Source organism: Saccharopolyspora galaxeae (assembly GCF_016526145.1).
Classification (GTDB): Bacteria; Actinomycetota; Actinomycetes; order Mycobacteriales; family Pseudonocardiaceae; genus Saccharopolyspora_C; species Saccharopolyspora_C galaxeae.
This window is the reverse complement of the sequence record NZ_JADDUE010000001.1, coordinates 793315-810314: the sequence shown is the minus strand read 5'-3', so window position 1 is coordinate 810314 and position 17000 is coordinate 793315. Positions and strand designations below refer to the sequence as shown.

Annotated in this window: 15 protein-coding genes and 1 tRNA gene; 6 read left to right on the top strand and 10 right to left on the bottom strand. The window is 70.1% G+C overall.

Going from position 1 to position 17000, the window contains the following annotated elements:
* Positions 1-10: 10 nt before the first annotated feature.
* A complete protein-coding gene (locus tag INP57_RS03650) occupies positions 11-607 on the top strand; it encodes a tyrosine-type recombinase/integrase (protein ID WP_233626615.1) in 597 nt (198 codons plus the stop codon).
* Here the strand turns inward: INP57_RS03650 and INP57_RS03645 are convergent.
* Complete coding sequence (locus INP57_RS03645; RefSeq protein ID WP_200068528.1) at positions 538-1863, bottom strand: ISL3-like element ISPfr2 family transposase; 1326 nt, start codon at positions 1861-1863, stop codon at positions 538-540. The two genes, INP57_RS03650 and INP57_RS03645, sit on opposite strands and share 70 nt — an antisense overlap.
* A 776-nt stretch (positions 1864-2639) precedes the next feature.
* Positions 2640-2951 carry a putative quinol monooxygenase gene (locus INP57_RS03640; RefSeq protein ID WP_200068527.1) on the bottom strand — a complete coding sequence of 104 codons (312 nt, stop codon included), beginning with the start codon at positions 2949-2951 and terminating at the stop codon, positions 2640-2642.
* A gap of 173 nt (positions 2952-3124) precedes the next feature.
* Here INP57_RS03640 and INP57_RS03635 point away from each other — a divergent pair, with 173 nt between their 5' ends.
* Positions 3125-4000, top strand: a complete 876-nt coding sequence (locus tag INP57_RS03635; protein WP_445326508.1) for a GlxA family transcriptional regulator — start codon at positions 3125-3127, stop codon at positions 3998-4000.
* 370 nt (positions 4001-4370) lie between these two features.
* Here INP57_RS03635 and hsdR read toward each other — a convergent pair whose 3' ends face one another.
* The 4 genes from hsdR to INP57_RS03615 form a co-directional block, all read right to left on the bottom strand.
* Complete coding sequence (gene hsdR, locus INP57_RS03630; protein ID WP_200068525.1) at positions 4371-6281, bottom strand: EcoAI/FtnUII family type I restriction enzme subunit R; 1911 nt, start codon at positions 6279-6281, stop codon at positions 4371-4373.
* Between the two features lie 488 nt (positions 6282-6769).
* Positions 6770-6844 (bottom strand) — tRNA-Val (locus INP57_RS03625).
* Between the two features lie 110 nt (positions 6845-6954).
* Positions 6955-7155 carry a DUF4177 domain-containing protein gene (locus INP57_RS03620; protein WP_200068524.1) on the bottom strand — a complete coding sequence of 67 codons (201 nt, stop codon included), beginning with the start codon at positions 7153-7155 and terminating at the stop codon, positions 6955-6957.
* A gap of 141 nt (positions 7156-7296) precedes the next feature.
* Positions 7297-8517, bottom strand: coding sequence for an NADP-dependent isocitrate dehydrogenase (locus tag INP57_RS03615; protein ID WP_200068523.1), 1221 nt, complete (start codon positions 8515-8517; stop codon positions 7297-7299).
* Positions 8518-8697: 180 nt separating this feature from the next.
* Here INP57_RS03615 and INP57_RS03610 point away from each other — a divergent pair, with 180 nt between their 5' ends.
* The 3 genes from INP57_RS03610 (at position 8698) to INP57_RS03600 (ending at position 10867) form a co-directional block, all read left to right on the top strand.
* Positions 8698-9531: a metal-dependent hydrolase gene (locus tag INP57_RS03610; protein WP_200068522.1), complete on the top strand. Its 834-nt coding sequence runs from the start codon at positions 8698-8700 to the stop codon at positions 9529-9531.
* A gap of 82 nt (positions 9532-9613) precedes the next feature.
* The gene (locus tag INP57_RS03605; protein WP_200068521.1) at positions 9614-9811 is read left to right on the top strand and encodes a DUF1918 domain-containing protein; all 198 of its coding nucleotides are present in this window, start codon (positions 9614-9616) and stop codon (positions 9809-9811) included.
* A 105-nt stretch (positions 9812-9916) separates the two neighbouring features.
* Positions 9917-10867 (top strand): DUF4253 domain-containing protein, encoded by a 951-nt coding sequence (locus tag INP57_RS03600; protein WP_233626614.1) that lies wholly within the window; start codon positions 9917-9919, stop codon positions 10865-10867.
* 100 nt (positions 10868-10967) lie between these two features.
* Here INP57_RS03600 and INP57_RS03595 read toward each other — a convergent pair whose 3' ends face one another.
* From INP57_RS03595 to INP57_RS03580, 4 genes are all read right to left on the bottom strand, one after another.
* A complete protein-coding gene (locus INP57_RS03595; RefSeq protein WP_200068520.1) occupies positions 10968-11264 on the bottom strand; it encodes a DUF3017 domain-containing protein in 297 nt (98 codons plus the stop codon).
* A gap of 70 nt (positions 11265-11334) precedes the next feature.
* Complete coding sequence (locus tag INP57_RS03590; protein WP_200068519.1) at positions 11335-12198, bottom strand: bifunctional methylenetetrahydrofolate dehydrogenase/methenyltetrahydrofolate cyclohydrolase; 864 nt, start codon at positions 12196-12198, stop codon at positions 11335-11337.
* A 58-nt stretch (positions 12199-12256) separates the two neighbouring features.
* Complete coding sequence (locus INP57_RS03585) at positions 12257-13213, bottom strand: DMT family transporter (RefSeq protein WP_200068518.1); 957 nt, start codon at positions 13211-13213, stop codon at positions 12257-12259.
* Complete coding sequence (locus INP57_RS03580) at positions 13210-13614, bottom strand: MFS transporter (RefSeq protein WP_200068517.1); 405 nt, start codon at positions 13612-13614, stop codon at positions 13210-13212. Before INP57_RS03580 ends, INP57_RS03585 begins: the two co-directional genes overlap by 4 nt.
* A 103-nt stretch (positions 13615-13717) precedes the next feature.
* On the opposite strand from INP57_RS03580, the gene INP57_RS03575 reads away from it, so the two are divergent.
* Positions 13718-16846: a glycohydrolase toxin TNT-related protein gene (locus INP57_RS03575; protein ID WP_200068516.1), complete on the top strand. Its 3129-nt coding sequence runs from the start codon at positions 13718-13720 to the stop codon at positions 16844-16846.
* Positions 16847-17000: the final 154 nt, after the last annotated feature.

Here is a 17000-nt window from a genome sequence, read left to right as displayed (position 1 = left end):
CACCCCCACCATGACCCCCAACCCCCACACAGAAACCGCCACCGCCACCGCCACCACCCCGACACCCGCCGGGCACGGCACCGCCGGGCACGGCACCGCCGGGCACGGCACCGCCGGGCACGGCACCGCCACCCGCTACAACACCGGATGCCGCTGCCAGCACTGCCGCACCGCCATCGCCACCTACCGCCGCCACCGCCGAGCCCACGGACACGACCGCCCCACCCGCCACCGACGCACCCGCCACGACCAACACCTCGACCGCAGCTGGTTCCGCAGAAACATCTGGTACCACGCACTAGCCAACGCCGGCCTCACCCACCCGGCCCGCATCCACGACCTCCGCCACACCAACGCATCCTGGATGCTCGCCGGCGGCGCCGACCTCGAAACCATCCGCGAACGCCTCGGCCACCGCAGCCTCCGCGCCACCGAGCGCTACCTCCACACCCTCCCCCACACCCACAACACCGCCCTCACCGCACTCCACCGAACCCGCACCACCAACCCACCCAGCACCCCGGCACCCGGTCAGGCTCATCCCAATCGGGGGTGTAGGAGTTGGGGTCTGAAGCCGCCGGTCTCGAGCAGGCTTCGGGCGATGTAGTTGGTCAGGTTGCGGAACCCGAGCGCGGAGCCGCGCAGGTGTTCGAGCCGTCCGTTGAGCGCCTCGGTCGGCCCGTTGCTGGTGCCGGGTCGTTCGAAGTAGGCGAGCACGTCGGCGGCTCGCTTCTTCAGGGTCCGGCCCAGGGTGGTGAGCTCGGTGAGCACCTTGGGGACGCCGGCGCTGAGGTCGGTGATCAGCTTCTCCATGAGCTCGCGGCCACGTTGCCGGTCCTCGTGGCGATAGGCGGCGATCATGCGCTGGTAGACACCCCAGGTCGCCTCGACCTCGACGTGAGCGTCATCAACGAACAGCGCGCGTAGCCTGTCGCTCTGCTTGTCGGTGAGCAGGTCCGCGCCGGTGTGCAGCGTGCGCCGCGACTTGTAGAGCGGGTCGTCCCTGAACCCACGGTGCCCGTGGATCGCGAGTTGGACCCGGCGCCGGCACCTGTCGAGGGCGTCACCGGCCAGGCGCACGACGTGGAAGGGATCCATCACCGTGACCGCGTCCGGGATCTCCTCCGCAGCGGCGGTCTTGAACCCGGTGAAGCCGTCCATCGCGACCACCTCGACCGCGTCACGGAAGGCGTCGTCGCGGTCGGCGAGCCAGGTCTTGAACGCCGCCTTCGACCGGCCCTCGACCATGTCCAGCAGCCTTGCTGGGCCGGCGCCATCGCGGACCGGGGTGAGGTCGATGATCACGGTGACGTACTTGTCGCCACGCCTGGTGTGGCGCCAGACGTGCTCATCGACGCCAATGACCTTCACGCCCTCGAACCGCGTGGGGTCGTTGATCAGCAGCCGATTGCCTTCGGCCAGGACCGCGTTGTTGGCGGTGTCCCACGCGACCCCGAGTCCCTCGGCGACACAGGCGACGGTGAGGTGTGCGACCACGATCCCTTCCAGCGCCCACCGCAACCCGGTGCGCGAGAGCTTCGCGCGTGGCTCCGCCGCGGCGCTGGTGTCTTGGCGCCACACGTGTCCGCAGTCGGCACAGCGGTAGCGGCGCACTACAACTTCCAGCACGGTCGGTCGCCAGCCCAGCGGCTCGTAGGCCAACCGCCGGATCACGGTGTCACGAGCAGCGCCTTCGCTGCCGCACCGTCGGCAAGACTGATCTGGTTCCACCACGCGGCACGCGAGGACCGCACGATCCGGTTCAAGTCGTTGCCCGGTCACGCTCAGACCGAGGCCGTCGAGTCGAGCGAAGGCGGTCAGGTCAGGGCGGCCGAAGCCGGCCGGCGGGGTAGCGTCGGACACGTCGAGGTCTTTCGGATGGATGGCGTAGGAACCTCCATCGTCGGGAGACCTCGACGTCTATCTGCGGACCGACGCGCCCGGCCGACCTACACCCTCATCTGGGAAGAGCCCGCAAAGCCGACGTGATTAGGTCGTCGGTTCGATTCCGACAGGCGGCTCCGGCGAACAGCCCCTGACCTGCGCAAACGCAGGGCAGGGGCGGTTCGGTTCTGGTGGTCGCGCAATGCGCTGGCCTCACGGCTCTGCCCGACACCGACGTCGCTCTCCTCTGCGACGGACCCCTCGCCGGCTGAGCGCTCGCGGCCGGCATCCTGTCCGTGTGCCGATATGCCTCGCTCCGCTCGGCAACGCAGCGTGGCGTTGTGTCGCGACCTGGACGTGCGAGGTGTCAACGGTGCGTCGGCGCAGCGATCGTTGTGTGCGCAGCGAGATGCTCCATGCCGCACGCGCGGCGCGCACGAACGCAACGCCCCGGAACGCCAACGACCCGTCATCGCTGCGACGCGCAACGCGTCTCCCGTCACGGCAACGGATCGCAACCACGATCCGCCCACGGCGCCTCGCGGGACGGAGGGCAAGTTGACACAGTTGCGCTGCCATGGAACCGCGCTGGCTCTCTCGATGACCACCGGTGAAACAGTGCCGCTCCAGGCTTGCGCCTGGTGTTGCCTGGCCTCCTCGTGATCGGCCCGTCGGGGATCGTCAACGTGGTGCGGGTGTCGAGGCGGTCGGGTCCGACGGCTCGGCGGGGCGCGATCGTCTCGTGCGTTGGCGGACTACGGGAGCTTGGACGCGAGGACGTCGGCCGCCATGATCTCGGGTGCTGCGCCGAGGAGGTGCTGGTTGGCCATCAGGGCTGCGACGATGGCGCCGTTGGCGTGGGCGTCGCGAGCGGCCTCGTCGGGGAATGCATCGAAGATCCAGAAGGTGTCGGCGTGGGTCCTAGCCGCGAACCAGACAATCGTTCCTACTTCTTCGTTGGCGAGTGCGACAGCGCCGGCGAGCAGATCGGCGAGCGCGTCGTGCTGTCCATCAGCCGCGACGATCTTGGCGACGAAGGCATACGGAAGTGATGCGGGTGTGGACATGAGGGGTTCTCCTTGAAGTCGGGGTTCTTCGTGGGGCGAGTTCAGCGTATGACGAGCGAGGGCCGGTGGGGAGTGGCGTATACGGCAGTATTGCTATTGTTCGCGCCATGCGTATCGGACTGATCGCGATCGACGGCTGCTTCGGTTCGGCGGTCGCGTCGGTCATCGACATCGTGCGGGTGGCCGACGGAGCCCGCGGCGATGTCGACCCGCGGATCGACCCGATCGAACTCGCCATCCTCGGACCGAAACGGCGAGTGACCACGACGGCATCGATGACCCTGTCGGTGGACCACCCGCTGTCGGAGTCCGGAGAGTTCGACGTGGTCGTCGTCCCTGCGCTTGGAACCCTCACGGCCGCCGCGACCCACGACGCCCTCCAGAGCCGAGATGCTCGTTCGGTCATCGCCTCACTCGGGCGCCTCGACGACGCGACCACCCGGATCGCCGCGGCGTGCACCGGCGTGTTCGCCGTCGCCGAGACCGGACGGATGCATCATCGGCGGGCGACGACCAGCTGGTTCCTGGGGCCGGAGTTCCTGAAGCGCTATCCGACCGTCGCCCTCGATCTCGACACCATGGTCGTGGTCGACGGGAACCTCGTCACCGCCGGCGCCGCCTTCGCCCACATCGACCTCGCGCTCTCACTCGTGCGATCGATCAGCCACGACCTGGCCCAACATGTCGCCAAGCTCCTCATCATCGACGAGCGCCCGTCGCAGGCGGCCTTCGTCGCCTACGAACATCTCCGGCACGAGGACTCGATCGTCGTCGAGTTCGAACGCTTCGTGCGCGTCCGCCTGGACGAACCGTTCAACGTCGCCTTCGTCGCGCAGTCGCTCGGCACCAGCCGGCGCACCCTCGAACGACGAGTCCGTGCGGCGCTCAACCTCACTCCGCTCGGCTTCGTCCAACGGCTTCGCATCGAACGAGCTCGGCACCTCTCAGCAACCACGGACCTCACCTCCGCCGAGATCGCGCGACGGGTCGGCTACGCGAACGCCGAGACTCTGCGCTCCCTCCTGCGCAGGGAGCGACGCCGTTCCTGACCTATCGCCATGCCTGTAGCCGGTGTCCTAGCGCTCGGTTGGAACCACCTCTCAGCACGTCGCGTCGACGCTCCTGCGTCGCCCCTGGACGACCCACTCGACACGCCCGCAGCACAGGCCATGTGACGTGCCCCGGCTTCCCGGACGGTCGGGGTTGGGTGGCTGTGATGTCGCTGCGTTCTCGTCGAGGGGGTCAGCAGACCCGATCAGGGTCGATTGGGATGAGCCGCGAAGGCGGTCAGGTCAGGGCGGCCGAACCCGGCCGGCGGGGTAGCGTCGGACACGTCGAGGTCTTTCGGATGGATGGCGTAGGAACCTCCATCGTCGGGAGACCTCGACGTCTATCTGCGGACCGACGCGCCCGGCCGACCTACACCCTCATCTGGGAAGAGCCCTTACCGTGCGCTCGGACGCGCTCGATCTCCTCCGGATCAGTGACCACGTCCCGGCGCTCCGGGGCCTCCCAAGCGCCCTCGTCCTGCTCGACGTACTCGGACCCCGGCTCGGCCACCTCGTCGTCAGCTGGCCCCTCGGGCGCTTCGACCTCCTGTTCCACGACTTCCTCGAAGAGGCCGGATTCGTCCTCCTGATCGACGATCACTCGTACCGGGGGACCGTCGAAGTCCGGGTCGTTGAACTTCACGGTCGCTTCGACGAAGTCGATGATGTCGAACGACTGCTTGTGCACATCCGGGCACAGTCGCGTCCCGCGTCCGATAATCTGCTTGAACTCCGGTACCGAGCTGATCCGGCGGAACAGGACGATGTTGCGCACGGACGGCATGTCCACACCCGTCGACAGCAACCTCGACGTCACAGCAATCACCGGCTCATCAGTGTCGATCCGCTTGAACGCGTCCAACAAGGCCTGGCCGTGCTTCCCGTCACTCGAGGTGATGCGGCAGACGTAATTCCAGTACTGCCGGACCTTGTCGGTGTTGAGATTGTTCAGCGCCCGCATCATGCGGCCGGCGTGGTCGGTGTCCTCGCAGAACACAATCGTCTTGCCCATGCGGTCCGTGCGGTGAAGGTACTCGGTCAGGTACCGTGCCGCCTCGTCGGTCCGGTCCAGAATCTTCAGCTGCTTCTCGTAGTCCCTCGGCGTGTACAGCCGGTCCGGGATCTCCGTTCCGTGCAAGTCTCGCTGCCCCGACTCAGGCCGCCACCCGGTCATGTCGATGTTGAGCCGGACCTTGCGGACCCGGTAGGGCGCCAGGTACCCGTCCTCGATGCCGTCCTTGAGGGAGTACTCGTAGATTTCGTTGGTGAAGTATGCGTGCGTGTCGGCGTCCGCCTTGCGGACCGGGGTCGCCGTCAGACCGAGCTGGGTCGCGGGCGCGTAGTGCTCCAGGATGCTCCGCCAGCCAGACGACTCCCGGGCACTCCCCCTGTGACACTCGTCGACGATCACCAGATCGAAGAAGTCCGGCGGGAACTGCTTGAACAACGCCTGTTCGTCGCCGTTCTCCAGGGATTGGTAGAGCGCGAAATAGATCTGCCTGCCCAGTTTGACCTCACCGCCGGAGATCTTGTGCACGAGATCGCCGTAAACCCGGGCGAAGTAGTCATCCTTGGGCTGGTCCACGAGCACGTTGCGGTCGGCGAGGTAGAGGATCTTCGGCTTGCGCCCGGATGGCCAGCCGACTTCCCGAAGCTTGGCCACAATGAGGTAGGCGACGAAGGTCTTCCCGGTACCGGTGGCCAAGGTCAGCAGGAGCCGCTTGTCCCCCCGCGCGATCGCACGCACGGCGCGATTCACCGCCACACGCTGGTAATAGCGCGGCCGCTTAGGCGTGTTGTTCGTGTTGCGGAGCTGGTGGTCGAAGGGGGTCTTCTCCAGCTCGGCCTGCAGATCGGTATCGATCCCCTGCCGGTCGCGATAGCGCTGCCAGAGCTCATCGGGGGACGGGTACTCGTCGACCTGGTCGATCCGCCCCGTCGTGGCATCGATCTCGTAGATCGTGGTCCCGTTGGTGGCATAGGCGAAGGGCACGTCGAGACGCCGGGCATATTGCTTGGCTTGCTCGATGCCCTCGTCAGCGTCCTTACGCGTACGCTTGGCCTCCACGACGGCGATGACGAGATCTTCGGCGTACTCCAGCGCGTAATCCGCTCGCAGCGGCGCTTCCCGACGATGCCAACGCTTGCCCGCCAGCAGCTTCCCGTCGTTGATCTGGTACTCGTGTCGAATCCGGCCGCCCCAACCGGCCGCAGCGAGCGCCGGCAGCACCAACTGCTGACACGTCTCGTCTTCGTCGAGTCCCTGCCCAAGGCCCGCCATGATCCCTTGATACCTGACATCCCGGTCACACGTCCCGGATTCGCCGCAGCGAGCGTTCCTGGCCGTACCGCCCACCACCGTGGAGTGACCCGCCGAGATGAACGGGCCCCCTCTCCGGCAGCCTCACGCCGAGCGTGTACGAAGACGCCGTACGGACCAGCTGGCCGAGGCAATCCACGTCCGATCCGTCGCGACGCCGCCGGCCCGAAGGACTGGTCGGACCCCGCAGCTAAGCTGCTCGGCCACCGCATGCCCGGCGTCGAAGGCATCTACTCCCACGTCACCGAACCCATGATCGACCACCTGAACACCACACTGGAGCGCCGCTGGCGGCGTTCACACCCCGCCCCGGACACCAACAGCCAGGGGTGAACACAGATGCCGTGAACACAGTAAGCCAAGATCAACGCCTCCCACAGCGCTCCCAAAATAGTAGGAACCCCAACCAACTAATATCGTCGGCTGGGGCTCTCACCTGGGTATACAACTGGTGCGCGATACTGGGATCGAACCAGTGACCTCTACCGTGTCAAGGTAGCGCTCTCCCGCTGAGCTAATCGCGCTGGTGAAGTTGGCCGCGCCGACGGCGCGTTGTCGATCAGCTTACCGAACCGGAGATCGTCGCCGACGGCCGGGCCGCCCGGCCCGGGATGCGCCCGGGCCGGTCGCGGCTTCAGTGCTCGCGCTCGAAGGTGACCAGCAGGCCGTCCACTCCGCCGGGGCCGACCCGGCCCTTCACGTCGGCGCCGGTGATCGTCTTGAGCCGCCAGCCTTCGGCGGCGTGCTCGTTGAGCACCTTCTCCAACCGATCGCCGGACATCTTGCCGCCCAGCATCTTCTCCCGCAGCTCCACGACCTTGTACTGGTACGGCATCCGTTCCGCTCCTCACTTCGTTCGCACCGAGGTCCCACCGGGAGACGCTCGGCGCGCGGCGAGGTTCCCCCCGGAAAGCGAAAACGCCACTCCCACCCCGGAACCGGGGCGAAAGTGGCGTTCCAGGCTAGCCGAGGAAGATCAGCGGTCGGCCATCTTCTTCTGCAGGTTCTCGTCCAGCGTGGCCAGGAATTCCTGGGTGGTCTGGTGGCCCTGGCCGCCGCCGACCAGCAGCGCCAGGTCCTTGGTCATCTTGCCGCTTTCCACGGTCTCGATGACGACCCGCTCCAGGGCGTTGGCGAAACCGGTGACCTCCGGGGTGGAGTCCAGCCGACCGCGCTGGGCCAGGCCGCGGGTCCACGCGAAGATCGACGCGATCGGGTTCGTCGAGGTCGACTTGCCCTCCTGGTGCTGGCGGAAGTGCCGGGTGACGGTGCCGTGCGCGGCCTCCGCCTCGACCTTGCCGTCCTCGGTCATCAGCACCGAGGTCATCAGGCCCAGCGAACCGAAGCCCTGCGCGACCGTGTCGGACTGCACGTCACCGTCGTAGTTCTTGCACGCCCAGACGTAGCCGCCCTCCCACTTCATCGCGGTGGCGACCATGTCGTCGATCAGCCGGTGCTCGTAGGTGAGGCCCTTGGCCTCGTAGTCCGCCTTGAACTCGTTCTCGTAGACCTCTTCGAAGACGTCCTTGAAGACGCCGTCGTAGGACTTGAGGATCGTGTTCTTGGTGGACATGTACACCGGGTACTCGCGCTCCAGGCCGTAGCGGAACGAAGCGCGCGCGAACTCCTCGATGGAGCGCTTGTAGTTGTACATGGCCATCGCCACGCCGCCGTCGGTCGGGAACTGCGCGACCTCCTGCTGGATCGGCTCGGAGCCGTCCGAGGGCGTGTAGGTGATGGTCACCGTGCCCGGGCCCGGGACCTTGAAGTCCGTGGCCTTGTACTGGTCGCCGTGCGCGTGACGCCCGATGACGATCGGCTTCGTCCAGGTCGGTACGTAGCGCGGAACGTTCGAGATCACGATCGGCTCGCGGAAGATGACGCCACCGAGGATGTTGCGGATCGTCCCGTTCGGGCTCCGCCACATCTTCTTCAGGCCGAACTCCTCCACGCGCGCCTCGTCCGGCGTGATCGTGGCGCACTTGACGCCGACCCCGTGCTGCGCGATGGCCTTCGCCGCGTCCACGGTCACCTGGTCGTCGGTGGCGTCCCGGTGCTCGATGCCGAGGTCGTAGTAGTCGAGGTTGATGTCCAGATAGGGGTGGATCAGCTTGTCCTTGATGAAGGACCAGATGATCCGGGTCATCTCGTCACCGTCGAGCTCGGCGACCGTGCCCTGGACCTTGATCTTGCTCATGTGGCGGGGTGCTCCTCTCGCGAGAATGCAAGCGGTACAAGCGTACTGCTATTCGTGTTCGATTGTGCCCCGCCCCCGCGGCGCGCGACACCTGCATGAGACGAATCCGGCGAGGCGGCGCTCCGACCGGCAGATCGTTCTTCTAGGCTCGGCGCGGGCGACGATCACGGGAGGCGGCACTTGGCGACCGGACCCACACACGCCATCAGCGGACTGGCGGCATGGGCCGCGGTGACCGCGTTGGCCGACAGCCACTTGATCGGCCAGCTCTCCCCCAAGACCTGGGTCGTGGGCGCCACGCTGGCCTCCGGAGCCGCGCTGCTGCCCGACATCGACCACCCGAAGTCCACCGTGGCCAGCACGTTCGGCGCCCTGTCGCGCGGATTCTCGGCGGCCATCAGCGGATTGAGCGGGTTCCTCTACCGGCTCACCCGCACCAAGAGCGACAGCGACCGCGAAGGCACCCACCGCGGGTTCACGCACACCGTGGTCTTCGCCGTGCTCGCCGGACTGATCACCACCGCGATCGTGCAGAGCAGCTCCGGGGCGGCGCTCGGCGTGCTGATGTTCACCTTCGCCGGGCTGGCCGTGCGCGGCATCATGCACACCTGGTCGCCGAGGCAGGACGCGCTGCTGATCGCCTGCGCCTCGCTCGGACTCACGCTGACCTGCTGGTACTGGGCCGGTGATCAGCCCACCGACGCGGCGGCGTTCGGCGTCGCGGTGATGCTCGGCTGCATCGCGCACTTCATCGGTGACGCCATCACCGAGCAGGGCTGCCCGATGCTCTGGCCGTTCCCGCTGTCCGGCAAGACCTGGTATCCGGTCGCCCCGCCGAAAGCGCTGCGGATGCGCACCGGCGGCAAGGTCGAGATGGCGCTGGTCGGGCCCGGGCTGACGCTGATCGCCGTGGTGCTGGGCGCGGTGGTGCTCTACCGGGTCGGTGCCGCACCGTGGATCGCGACGCTCGATCTGCCGCCCGAGGTGATGAGCTGGCTGGTGCCGCGAGCCTGATTCCGGGCAGGCCCGATTCCCGGCCGCAGAGCCCTGCGCGCTGTGGCGCCGGTCACCTAGCCTGGTGTCGGAGGTGAGGGCGATGAAGGCAGCAGTCGGCGACCAGCTCCACGTGCACAGCCGGACGGTCGAGGAGACCGACCGCACCGGCGTGATCCTGGAGGTGCGCGGAGATTCCGGCGATCCGCCGTACCGGGTGCGTTTCGACGACGGCCACGAACGGCTCGTCTACCCCGGCCCGGACTGCATCGTCGAGCCGCGGCGGCCGCAGGAGACCTGATCGGCGGGCGCCCGCCGATCACGAAAAGGCAGCAGGTGCACCGCAGCTCCGGTGCCCTCATTAGGGTGGGCGCGGCGTGACGTCCGGTGCGGAGGCGGTGACGAGTTGCACGACGACCAGGCCACCGGGTCTTCAGCGGGATCCTGCACGGGCCTGCCTGCCCAGTCCGATGCGGGCTTGTCGGCGCTGGCCGATGCGGACCCGTCGGCCCGGTCCGATGCGGACCCGTCGGCCCGGTCCGATGCGGACCTGTCGGCACTGCTGGCAAGGAGCTCCGGCAGCGAGCCCGCCATGCCGCTGCCGGAAGGCGAAGTGCTCGCCGAGCAGTCCACCCGCGTCACCGGCGACGAACCGCCGCTGTGCTGGATCAGCCTCGATGCACCCGCGCCGCGGCTGCTGGGCGTGCTGCGCACCGACCACCGGCGCACCGGCCTGTGGCCGCTGCTGCTGTGCGACGACAACGAGACTTACGGCAGCAGGTGCACGGTCGGCGTGGTGCCGCCGGAACCGCTCGAGCACATCGACATGTGGCGGGCCGAGGACGTCATGCGGCGGATCTGGGACGGGCTCTGCCGCTCCGACGACGACCTCGGCCCCGCCTACGACCTGGATTCGCTGGCGCCGTTCGACGCCAACTGCCCGGAACTCGCCCCTGCCGGGAACCTGCTGGCGGACCCGGACATCCTCGCCAACCAGCAGGCGCCGCGCTTCGCCGACACCGAGACGCGGCTCGCGCTGGTGCCGGTGCACCGCGGGGCGGACGTGCTGACCGTGCTCGGCTGGTCCGGCGCGGCCAACCACGTCTCGCGCACCGCCGGGCTGTCGGCCTTCCTGCGCAGCTGGGAGGACCGGTTCGGGGCGCGGCTGCTGCGGCTCGGGCCGGACCGGGTGGACATCAGCGTGGCCGCGCCGCCGCAGGATCCGGCGCACGCGACTTCGGTCGCGGCCGAGCACTGGGCGTTCTGCCCGGACCGGGTGCTGCAGGAATCCGGCAGCATCGCCGCCTACGCCCGCGAAATCCGCGGCCGCCGGACCTGGTCCTTCTGGTGGGAGTGAACTCCCCGGCGCCGCAGCGCGGACACGCCCGAACCTGACCGGATTCGCCAAGTTCCACTCGGGTCCGAGCTGGGCGACTCGCTCGCCGCGGGTGTTCGCGTCAGAAGGCCAGCGGGCCGCCGACGATGGTCAGCGCGACCGCCAGCAGCAGCAGGCCGAAACCGCCGTAGAGCACCATGTCCACCGTGCGCGAACGCACCGCCAGCAACCCGACCTGATCCGAGGCCAGCACCGCGCGCATCCCGGCCGCCAGCAGCAGCGCGAGGCTCAGCCACACCGAGCCTTCGCGCCAGGCGTGCATCGCTATCCGCAGCAACCCGAGCGCCGTCACCAGCACCACCACCGCGAACGGCACGTGCTCCCAGAGCCGCGACCGGTCGCTGAAACGTTCGCTCATGCCGACCTCCCGCGCGCTACCGAAGTGCCGGGTCATCGTAGAGCCCGGCCCGCGCGCCTCCTGCGGACCTTCAGCCGACATCGCCGCGCTCCGCGCGCTCGGCGGCCTCGACGACGTTGGTGAGCAGCATGGCCCGCGTCATCGGCCCGACGCCGCCCGGGTTCGGCGACAGGTACCCGGCGACCTCGGCGACGTCCGGGTGCACGTCCCCGGCCACGCCCTCGTCGGTGCGCGTGACGCCGACGTCGAGCACTGCCGCGCCGGGTTTGACCATGTCCGCGGTGATCAGGTGCGGGCGACCGGCCGCGGCGACCACGATGTCGGCCTGCCGCACCTGCGCGGCCAGGTCTTTCGTGCCGGTGTGGCACAACGTGACGGTGGCGTTCTCGCTGCGCCTGGTCAGCAGCAGGCCGAGCGAGCGTCCGACCGTGATGCCGCGGCCGACGACCGCGGCCTGCGCCCCGTCCAGCGGAACTTCGTGCCTGCGCAGCAGCTCGACGATGCCGCGGGGCGTGCACGGCAGCGGGGCCGGTTCACCGAGCACGAGCCGTCCGAGGCTGATCGGGTGCAGCCCGTCGGCGTCCTTGTCCGGCGCGATGCGCTCGAGCAGCGCTCCGGCGTCGAGGTGCTCCGGCAGCGGCAGCTGCACGATGTAGCCGGTGCAGGCCGGGTCGGCGTTGAGCTCGTCCAACGTGGCTTCGACCGCGGCTTGCGTCACGTCGGCGGGCAGCTCCCGGCGCAGCGAGGCGATGCCCAGCTTGGCGCAGTCGTTGTGCTTGCCGCGGACGTAGGAGTGCGAGCCGGGATCGTCCCCGACCAGCACCGTGCCCAACCCTGGTTGCGCGCCGCGTTCCGCGAGTGCGGCCACCCGGGCGCGCAGCTCGTCGTAGATCGCGTTCTTGGTGGCTTTGCCGTCCAGCGTCGTCGCGCTCACAGCCGTTCATCGTGGCAGACGGCGCACGGCGGAGCCCGGTCGGATCAAGCCCGCCGGATCACGCCCGCGCGGACCGGTCCGGCAGGGACGCGACGGCCACCGCGACGAACGTCAGCAGCACTCCGATCAAGGTGGACGCGGCCACGTGCGTGCCCGGCGCGGGCACCACCAGGTCCAGCACGAGCGCGCCGAGCAGCTGGCCGGCGACCATCCCCATGCTCAGCACCAGCACTCCGGTGTAGTGCACCAGCACGGCGGAACCGCCGATGACGAAGATGCCGAGGAAACCGCCCACGTACAGCCACGGCGCGGTCGGCAGCGACGAGGGCAGGCCGCGCACCGCGAGTTCCGCCACCCAGGCCACGGCCAGCGCCGCCGTCCCCGTACCGAAGTTGATCACTGCGGCGGAGGCGGCGGAGTCCGCGGTCTGCTTCACCCGGCCGTTGACCGCCTGCTGCCACGCGACACCGATGCCGGCCAGCGCGGGCACCAGGATCAGCCAGCTGGCCGCCGACCCGCCCAGCTTCGCCGAGACCGCGATGACCACCGCGATCACCGCCAGCACCCCGCCGATCATGCGCGGCGGGGTGACCCGCTGCGGCCCGGCGGGCCCGAGCCCGAGCCGGTCCACCACCATCCCGCTGCTGACCTGCCCGGCCACCACGGCGACGGTGAACAGGGCGACCCCGAGCGTCGCCGCGGTCAGGCTCTGGCTGAACACCAGGTAGCCGCCGGAGATGCCGCCGAGCAGGTGCCACCAGCGCAGCCCGCCGCCGCGAACCGCGGTGCCCACCCGGCGCAGTCCCCGCCGCGCCGCGGGCAGGAACGCGGTGCCGATCAACAGCACCACCAGCCCGGAGCCGAAGGAGATCAGCGCCGCGGCCGCACCGTCCTGCAGCCGCGCACCGAGCGTGCCGTTGATCCGGGACTGCACGGAAAGCAGCACTCCGACTGCGATCGCCCCGAGCAGACCGAGGACTCGGTCGCGGGCGGTGGAACGGGCTTGTGCACTCACGTAGCGGCAGTGTGCTCCGCGGACTGCGCGGAAAGCGACTCCCGGAGGCTGCGATGTGCGACGAGGCACACCGCGCCGACCGCGAACCCGGCCGCGACCGCCGCAGCAGCGGCCGGCCCGGTGGCATCCAGCAGCGCTCCGGACAGCGGGGCGGCGACCGCCGCACCGGCAGTGGCAGCGCTGGTGTACCAGCCGAACGCCTCCGCCCGCCGGTGTTCCGGCGCCAGCTCGCCGACCCGCGAGTTCGCCGCCGTCGGCAGCGGGCCACCGCCACCGGATTTCCGCTGTCTACCGCTGAACGGATCACACCTGGTGGTGTGATGTTGCTCGGCGGGCCCGGCGGGCAGTCTTGGGTGCTGTCCCGCACGAAGATCAACCGTGGTGGCCGCGGGGGCGGTCATCGCACCTAACTCACCCGGGAGAACACAACGCCGATGGACCTTCGAGTAGCGTCTGCGCGGGGTGGGGTCGGTGTGCCTGGTTGAGAGGGGGAGGATGTCACCCATGTCGCGTCCGACAGCGATCAGTCCGGAAGAGCAGGAACAGATAGCCCGCAGGATCGGGGTCCTGCTGTTGCAGGCCGCACCTGAGGACTGGCAACAGATCACGGTGGAGTACCGCGCCACCGGCGAATACCGCGATCTGCTCGGCGAGGTCGCCGCCCAGGACGGCGGTACGGAGCCGTGGGAACCACCCGAAGAGCTGTGGGGCATCTTCGAGCACCTCCGCGAAGGCATGTACCGGCCGGAGGTCGGTACCTGGCTCAGCGCGCTGTACGTGGTGGAGCGGCCCTCCAGCTACCGCATCGACATCAACTTCGACGCCGAGCCGCAGTGGCAGCAGCCGCTGCCGCGCGCCGCCTACGTCGACGAGCTGCGCCGCTACCCGCGCACCGAGGACAACGTGCCGGATTGGATGCGGGAGAAGCTGGACGGTTCCGCCGCCTCCCCCCAGGCGGAGCAGCAGGCCGCGGTTCCGCCCGGTCAGCAGGCGCCCACCCCGCCCGGTCAGCAGGCGGCAGCCGAGTTCGCGCAGTCCGGCCCCGCCGAATTCGCCGCCGCAGCGCCCGCGCAGCCGAACGGCCACCAGTGGGGCGCCTCCCCCGCCCCGAGCGGTGACCGGTTCCGCACGGCGCTGGTGTTCGACGACTTCGACGAGCAGGGCCGTCCGCTGGTGACCACGCGCACGCCGGTGCAGCAGGAAGAAGTCGGGCCGCTGCGGCACTACCTGGAGAACGCGCCGATCGTGCTGGCGTCCCGGGACAACGACGACGACCTGCTGGACCCGAACGCGCCGGCCTCGGTCCCCTCGACCTGGCACACCGACGGCACCTGGGTGTGGCCGGGCGCCGTGCCGTACTACCTGATGCAGTACGGCGTTCCGCCGCAGCAGGAGCTCGTCGAGCACGTCCGGGCGCGGCGGTTCGCGCTCGGTGAGGTCGACGACTCCACCCGCGACGCCGCCGTGCGGGAACTGTTCGAGCAGCCGGAGGAGCCGGGCGCGGCTCCGGCACGGCCTCGCCAGGACGCCGCCGAGCAGGCTCCGGCCCGCGACGCCGTGCAGCAGCCGGAGCAGTTCCAGGCCGCCTCGTTCGAAGGGGCGCCGTTGCAGCCCGGCCAGGATCCCGCGCAGGCAATGGCGCAGCCCGAGCAGCAGCGCGTGCCGGACGGATCCGGGCTCGGCGAGCCCGAGCCCGATTCGCCGCAGCTGAACGGTTTCGAGTCGGCCGCGTGGGATTCCGGCGGACTGGATTCGGGCGCCTTGGACGCCGGCGTGGTCAAGCCCGCTGCGTACGAGCCTTCGCCCGCGGCCGCGCAGGAGGACTTCGCGGTCCAGCTCCCGGCGCCGGACGCCGGCCCGCGGTTCGATCGCGACGACGAGGCCGACACCGGTGATCTCGGCCCGGCGTTGCGCGATTCCGGGCCGGACGAGCACCTCGAAGGCGAACCGCCGCTGCTCACGCACGACACGGGCCCTGCGGAAACAGCCGAAGCTGCCGCCGGTTCGCGGCACGTCCTGGACGCGCCCGCCGAGAACGAGGACCTGGACGAGACGCAGGCGGTGCTGGCCCGGCTGCACGACCGGCTCAGCGAGCTCGGCGTGCCCAGCGAGGAGTACCGCCTCGGCAGCCACTCGAACAGCGCGCGCTGCCTGCTGCGGGACGGTCCGGACTGGATCGTCACCGCCGGTGAGGACGACCTGCACGGTGACGTCCGCTTCGAGCACGCCGACCAGGCCGCGGCGTTCCTGCTGGGCAGCTTGCTGCTGTCGAGCACCGAACCGCTGCCTGCCGAACCGCGGCGGGCCCCCGAGGAAGCGGCCCAGCAGGTGGCGGCCCAGCAGGCGGAGCCGGTGGCGGCCCAGCAGGTGGCGGATTCGCCGCCCGCTGCCGCGGAACCGACACCGATGGCCGCGGAACCGGCGCCGGTGGTCGCCGAGTCGGCGCCGGCAGCAGCGGGACCGCTGTCCGCTGCTGAGGTCCCCGCGCAGCCGGCCGCCGAGCAGCTGCCTGTTCGGGACGAACCCGCCGAGCCGGACCGAGAACCGGCCGCGGAAACCGCGCACGAACCGGTCGAGCAGCCCGCCGAAGACCCCGCGGAGCAGTCGTTCGAGCCGTTCGCGGCGAACGAGCCCGCGGCGGAACCGGATCCCGAGCAGTCCGGGCGTCCGCCGATCGGCGATCTCCCGCGGCGCACGCCGGAACAGCCGCAGCAGCGCGGACCGGCGCCCGGCACCGGCGGGCACTTCCTGTTCACCGCGAACCAGGACCCGGCTCCGGAACCGGCCGAGTCCGGCGAACCGGAGGCGACCCGCTTCCAGCCGATGCCGACTCCGGGCCAGCAGCCCGCGGCCGGGCAGCCGGGCGGGCAGCAGCCCGGCGGATCGGCCAACGGCTCGGCGCCGAACGGTTTCGCGCCGAACGCCCCGCAGCCGGGTCCGGGCACGCCGCCCCCGGGCCTCCCGCAGCGCGCGCCGCGTCCCGAGCAGGACGGTCGTCCTCCGGCGGGCCCGCAGGGCACTCCCGGCTCCGCACCGGTCGGCGGCGCGGACCGCCGTCCCGGCCCGGCCGGACTGCCCGGCATGTCCGGCCCGCCGCGGCAGGGACCGCAGGGTGAGCCGCCGCAGAACCGCCCCGGCGGCCCGATCAAGCGTCCGCCGCCGCAGAACGCGCCCGAGCCGCCGCGCCAGCCCCAGCAGGGCCAGCCCCAGGGCGGCCCGCAGCAGCAGGGCACGCAGCAGCAGGGCGGTCAGCAGCAACCGGCGCAACAGCAGCCCGGCCAGGAGATCCAGCCGCTGCGCGGCGAACCGCCGCTGACGCTGTACCGGGACCGGCGGCAGCTGGTGCTGCAGCCGGGCACCGAGCTGGACCGCTTCGGCGATCCGAGCGGCAACGTCACTTACGCGGCGCACACCCCGTACAACCTGCGTTCGCTGCCGCCGCAGTGGGCGAGCCGGCCGTACGCCGCCTACCGCGTGCAGCGCCCGGTGCAGGTGCTGCGGGGCACGGCGGTGCCGTGGTTCGAGCAGCCGGGCGGTGGCACGGCGTACGTGACGGCTTCGGCGATCACCGACCTGCTCGCGGACGGTTCGCTGGTCGAACTCCCGGACGCGCAGCGCCCGCCGATGGAGTGATCGAGCACCAGCGGAGGACCGGCATCGCTTCGGCGGTGCCGGTTTTTCGTTGTGCGGCAAGGAAATGCGTGCGCTGGAGCCCGCTGCGCCGCAGATCCGGTGAGCCGGGCCGGCCGTGCTGCCTCCGCAGCGAGGCGGCAGCACGCGGGATGCT

Excerpts from the sequence above, each read along its gene's own strand:
- INP57_RS03650 (WP_233626615.1), top strand. The coding sequence starts at position 11 with ATGACCCCCAACCCCCACACAGAAACCGCCACCGCCACCGCCACCACC.
- INP57_RS03640 (WP_200068527.1), bottom strand. The coding sequence starts at position 2,951 with ATGTCCACACCCGCATCACTTCCGTATGCCTTCGTCGCCAAGATCGTC.
- hsdR (WP_200068525.1), bottom strand. The coding sequence starts at position 6,281 with ATGGCGGGCCTTGGGCAGGGACTCGACGAAGACGAGACGTGTCAGCAG.
- INP57_RS03620 (WP_200068524.1), bottom strand. The coding sequence starts at position 7,155 with ATGCCGTACCAGTACAAGGTCGTGGAGCTGCGGGAGAAGATGCTGGGC.
- INP57_RS03615 (WP_200068523.1), bottom strand. The coding sequence starts at position 8,517 with ATGAGCAAGATCAAGGTCCAGGGCACGGTCGCCGAGCTCGACGGTGAC.
- INP57_RS03605 (WP_200068521.1), top strand. The coding sequence starts at position 9,614 with ATGAAGGCAGCAGTCGGCGACCAGCTCCACGTGCACAGCCGGACGGTC.
- INP57_RS03595 (WP_200068520.1), bottom strand. The coding sequence starts at position 11,264 with ATGAGCGAACGTTTCAGCGACCGGTCGCGGCTCTGGGAGCACGTGCCG.
- INP57_RS03580 (WP_200068517.1), bottom strand. The coding sequence starts at position 13,614 with ATGACCGCCCCCGCGGCCACCACGGTTGATCTTCGTGCGGGACAGCAC.
- INP57_RS03575 (WP_200068516.1), top strand. The coding sequence starts at position 13,718 with ATGTCGCGTCCGACAGCGATCAGTCCGGAAGAGCAGGAACAGATAGCC.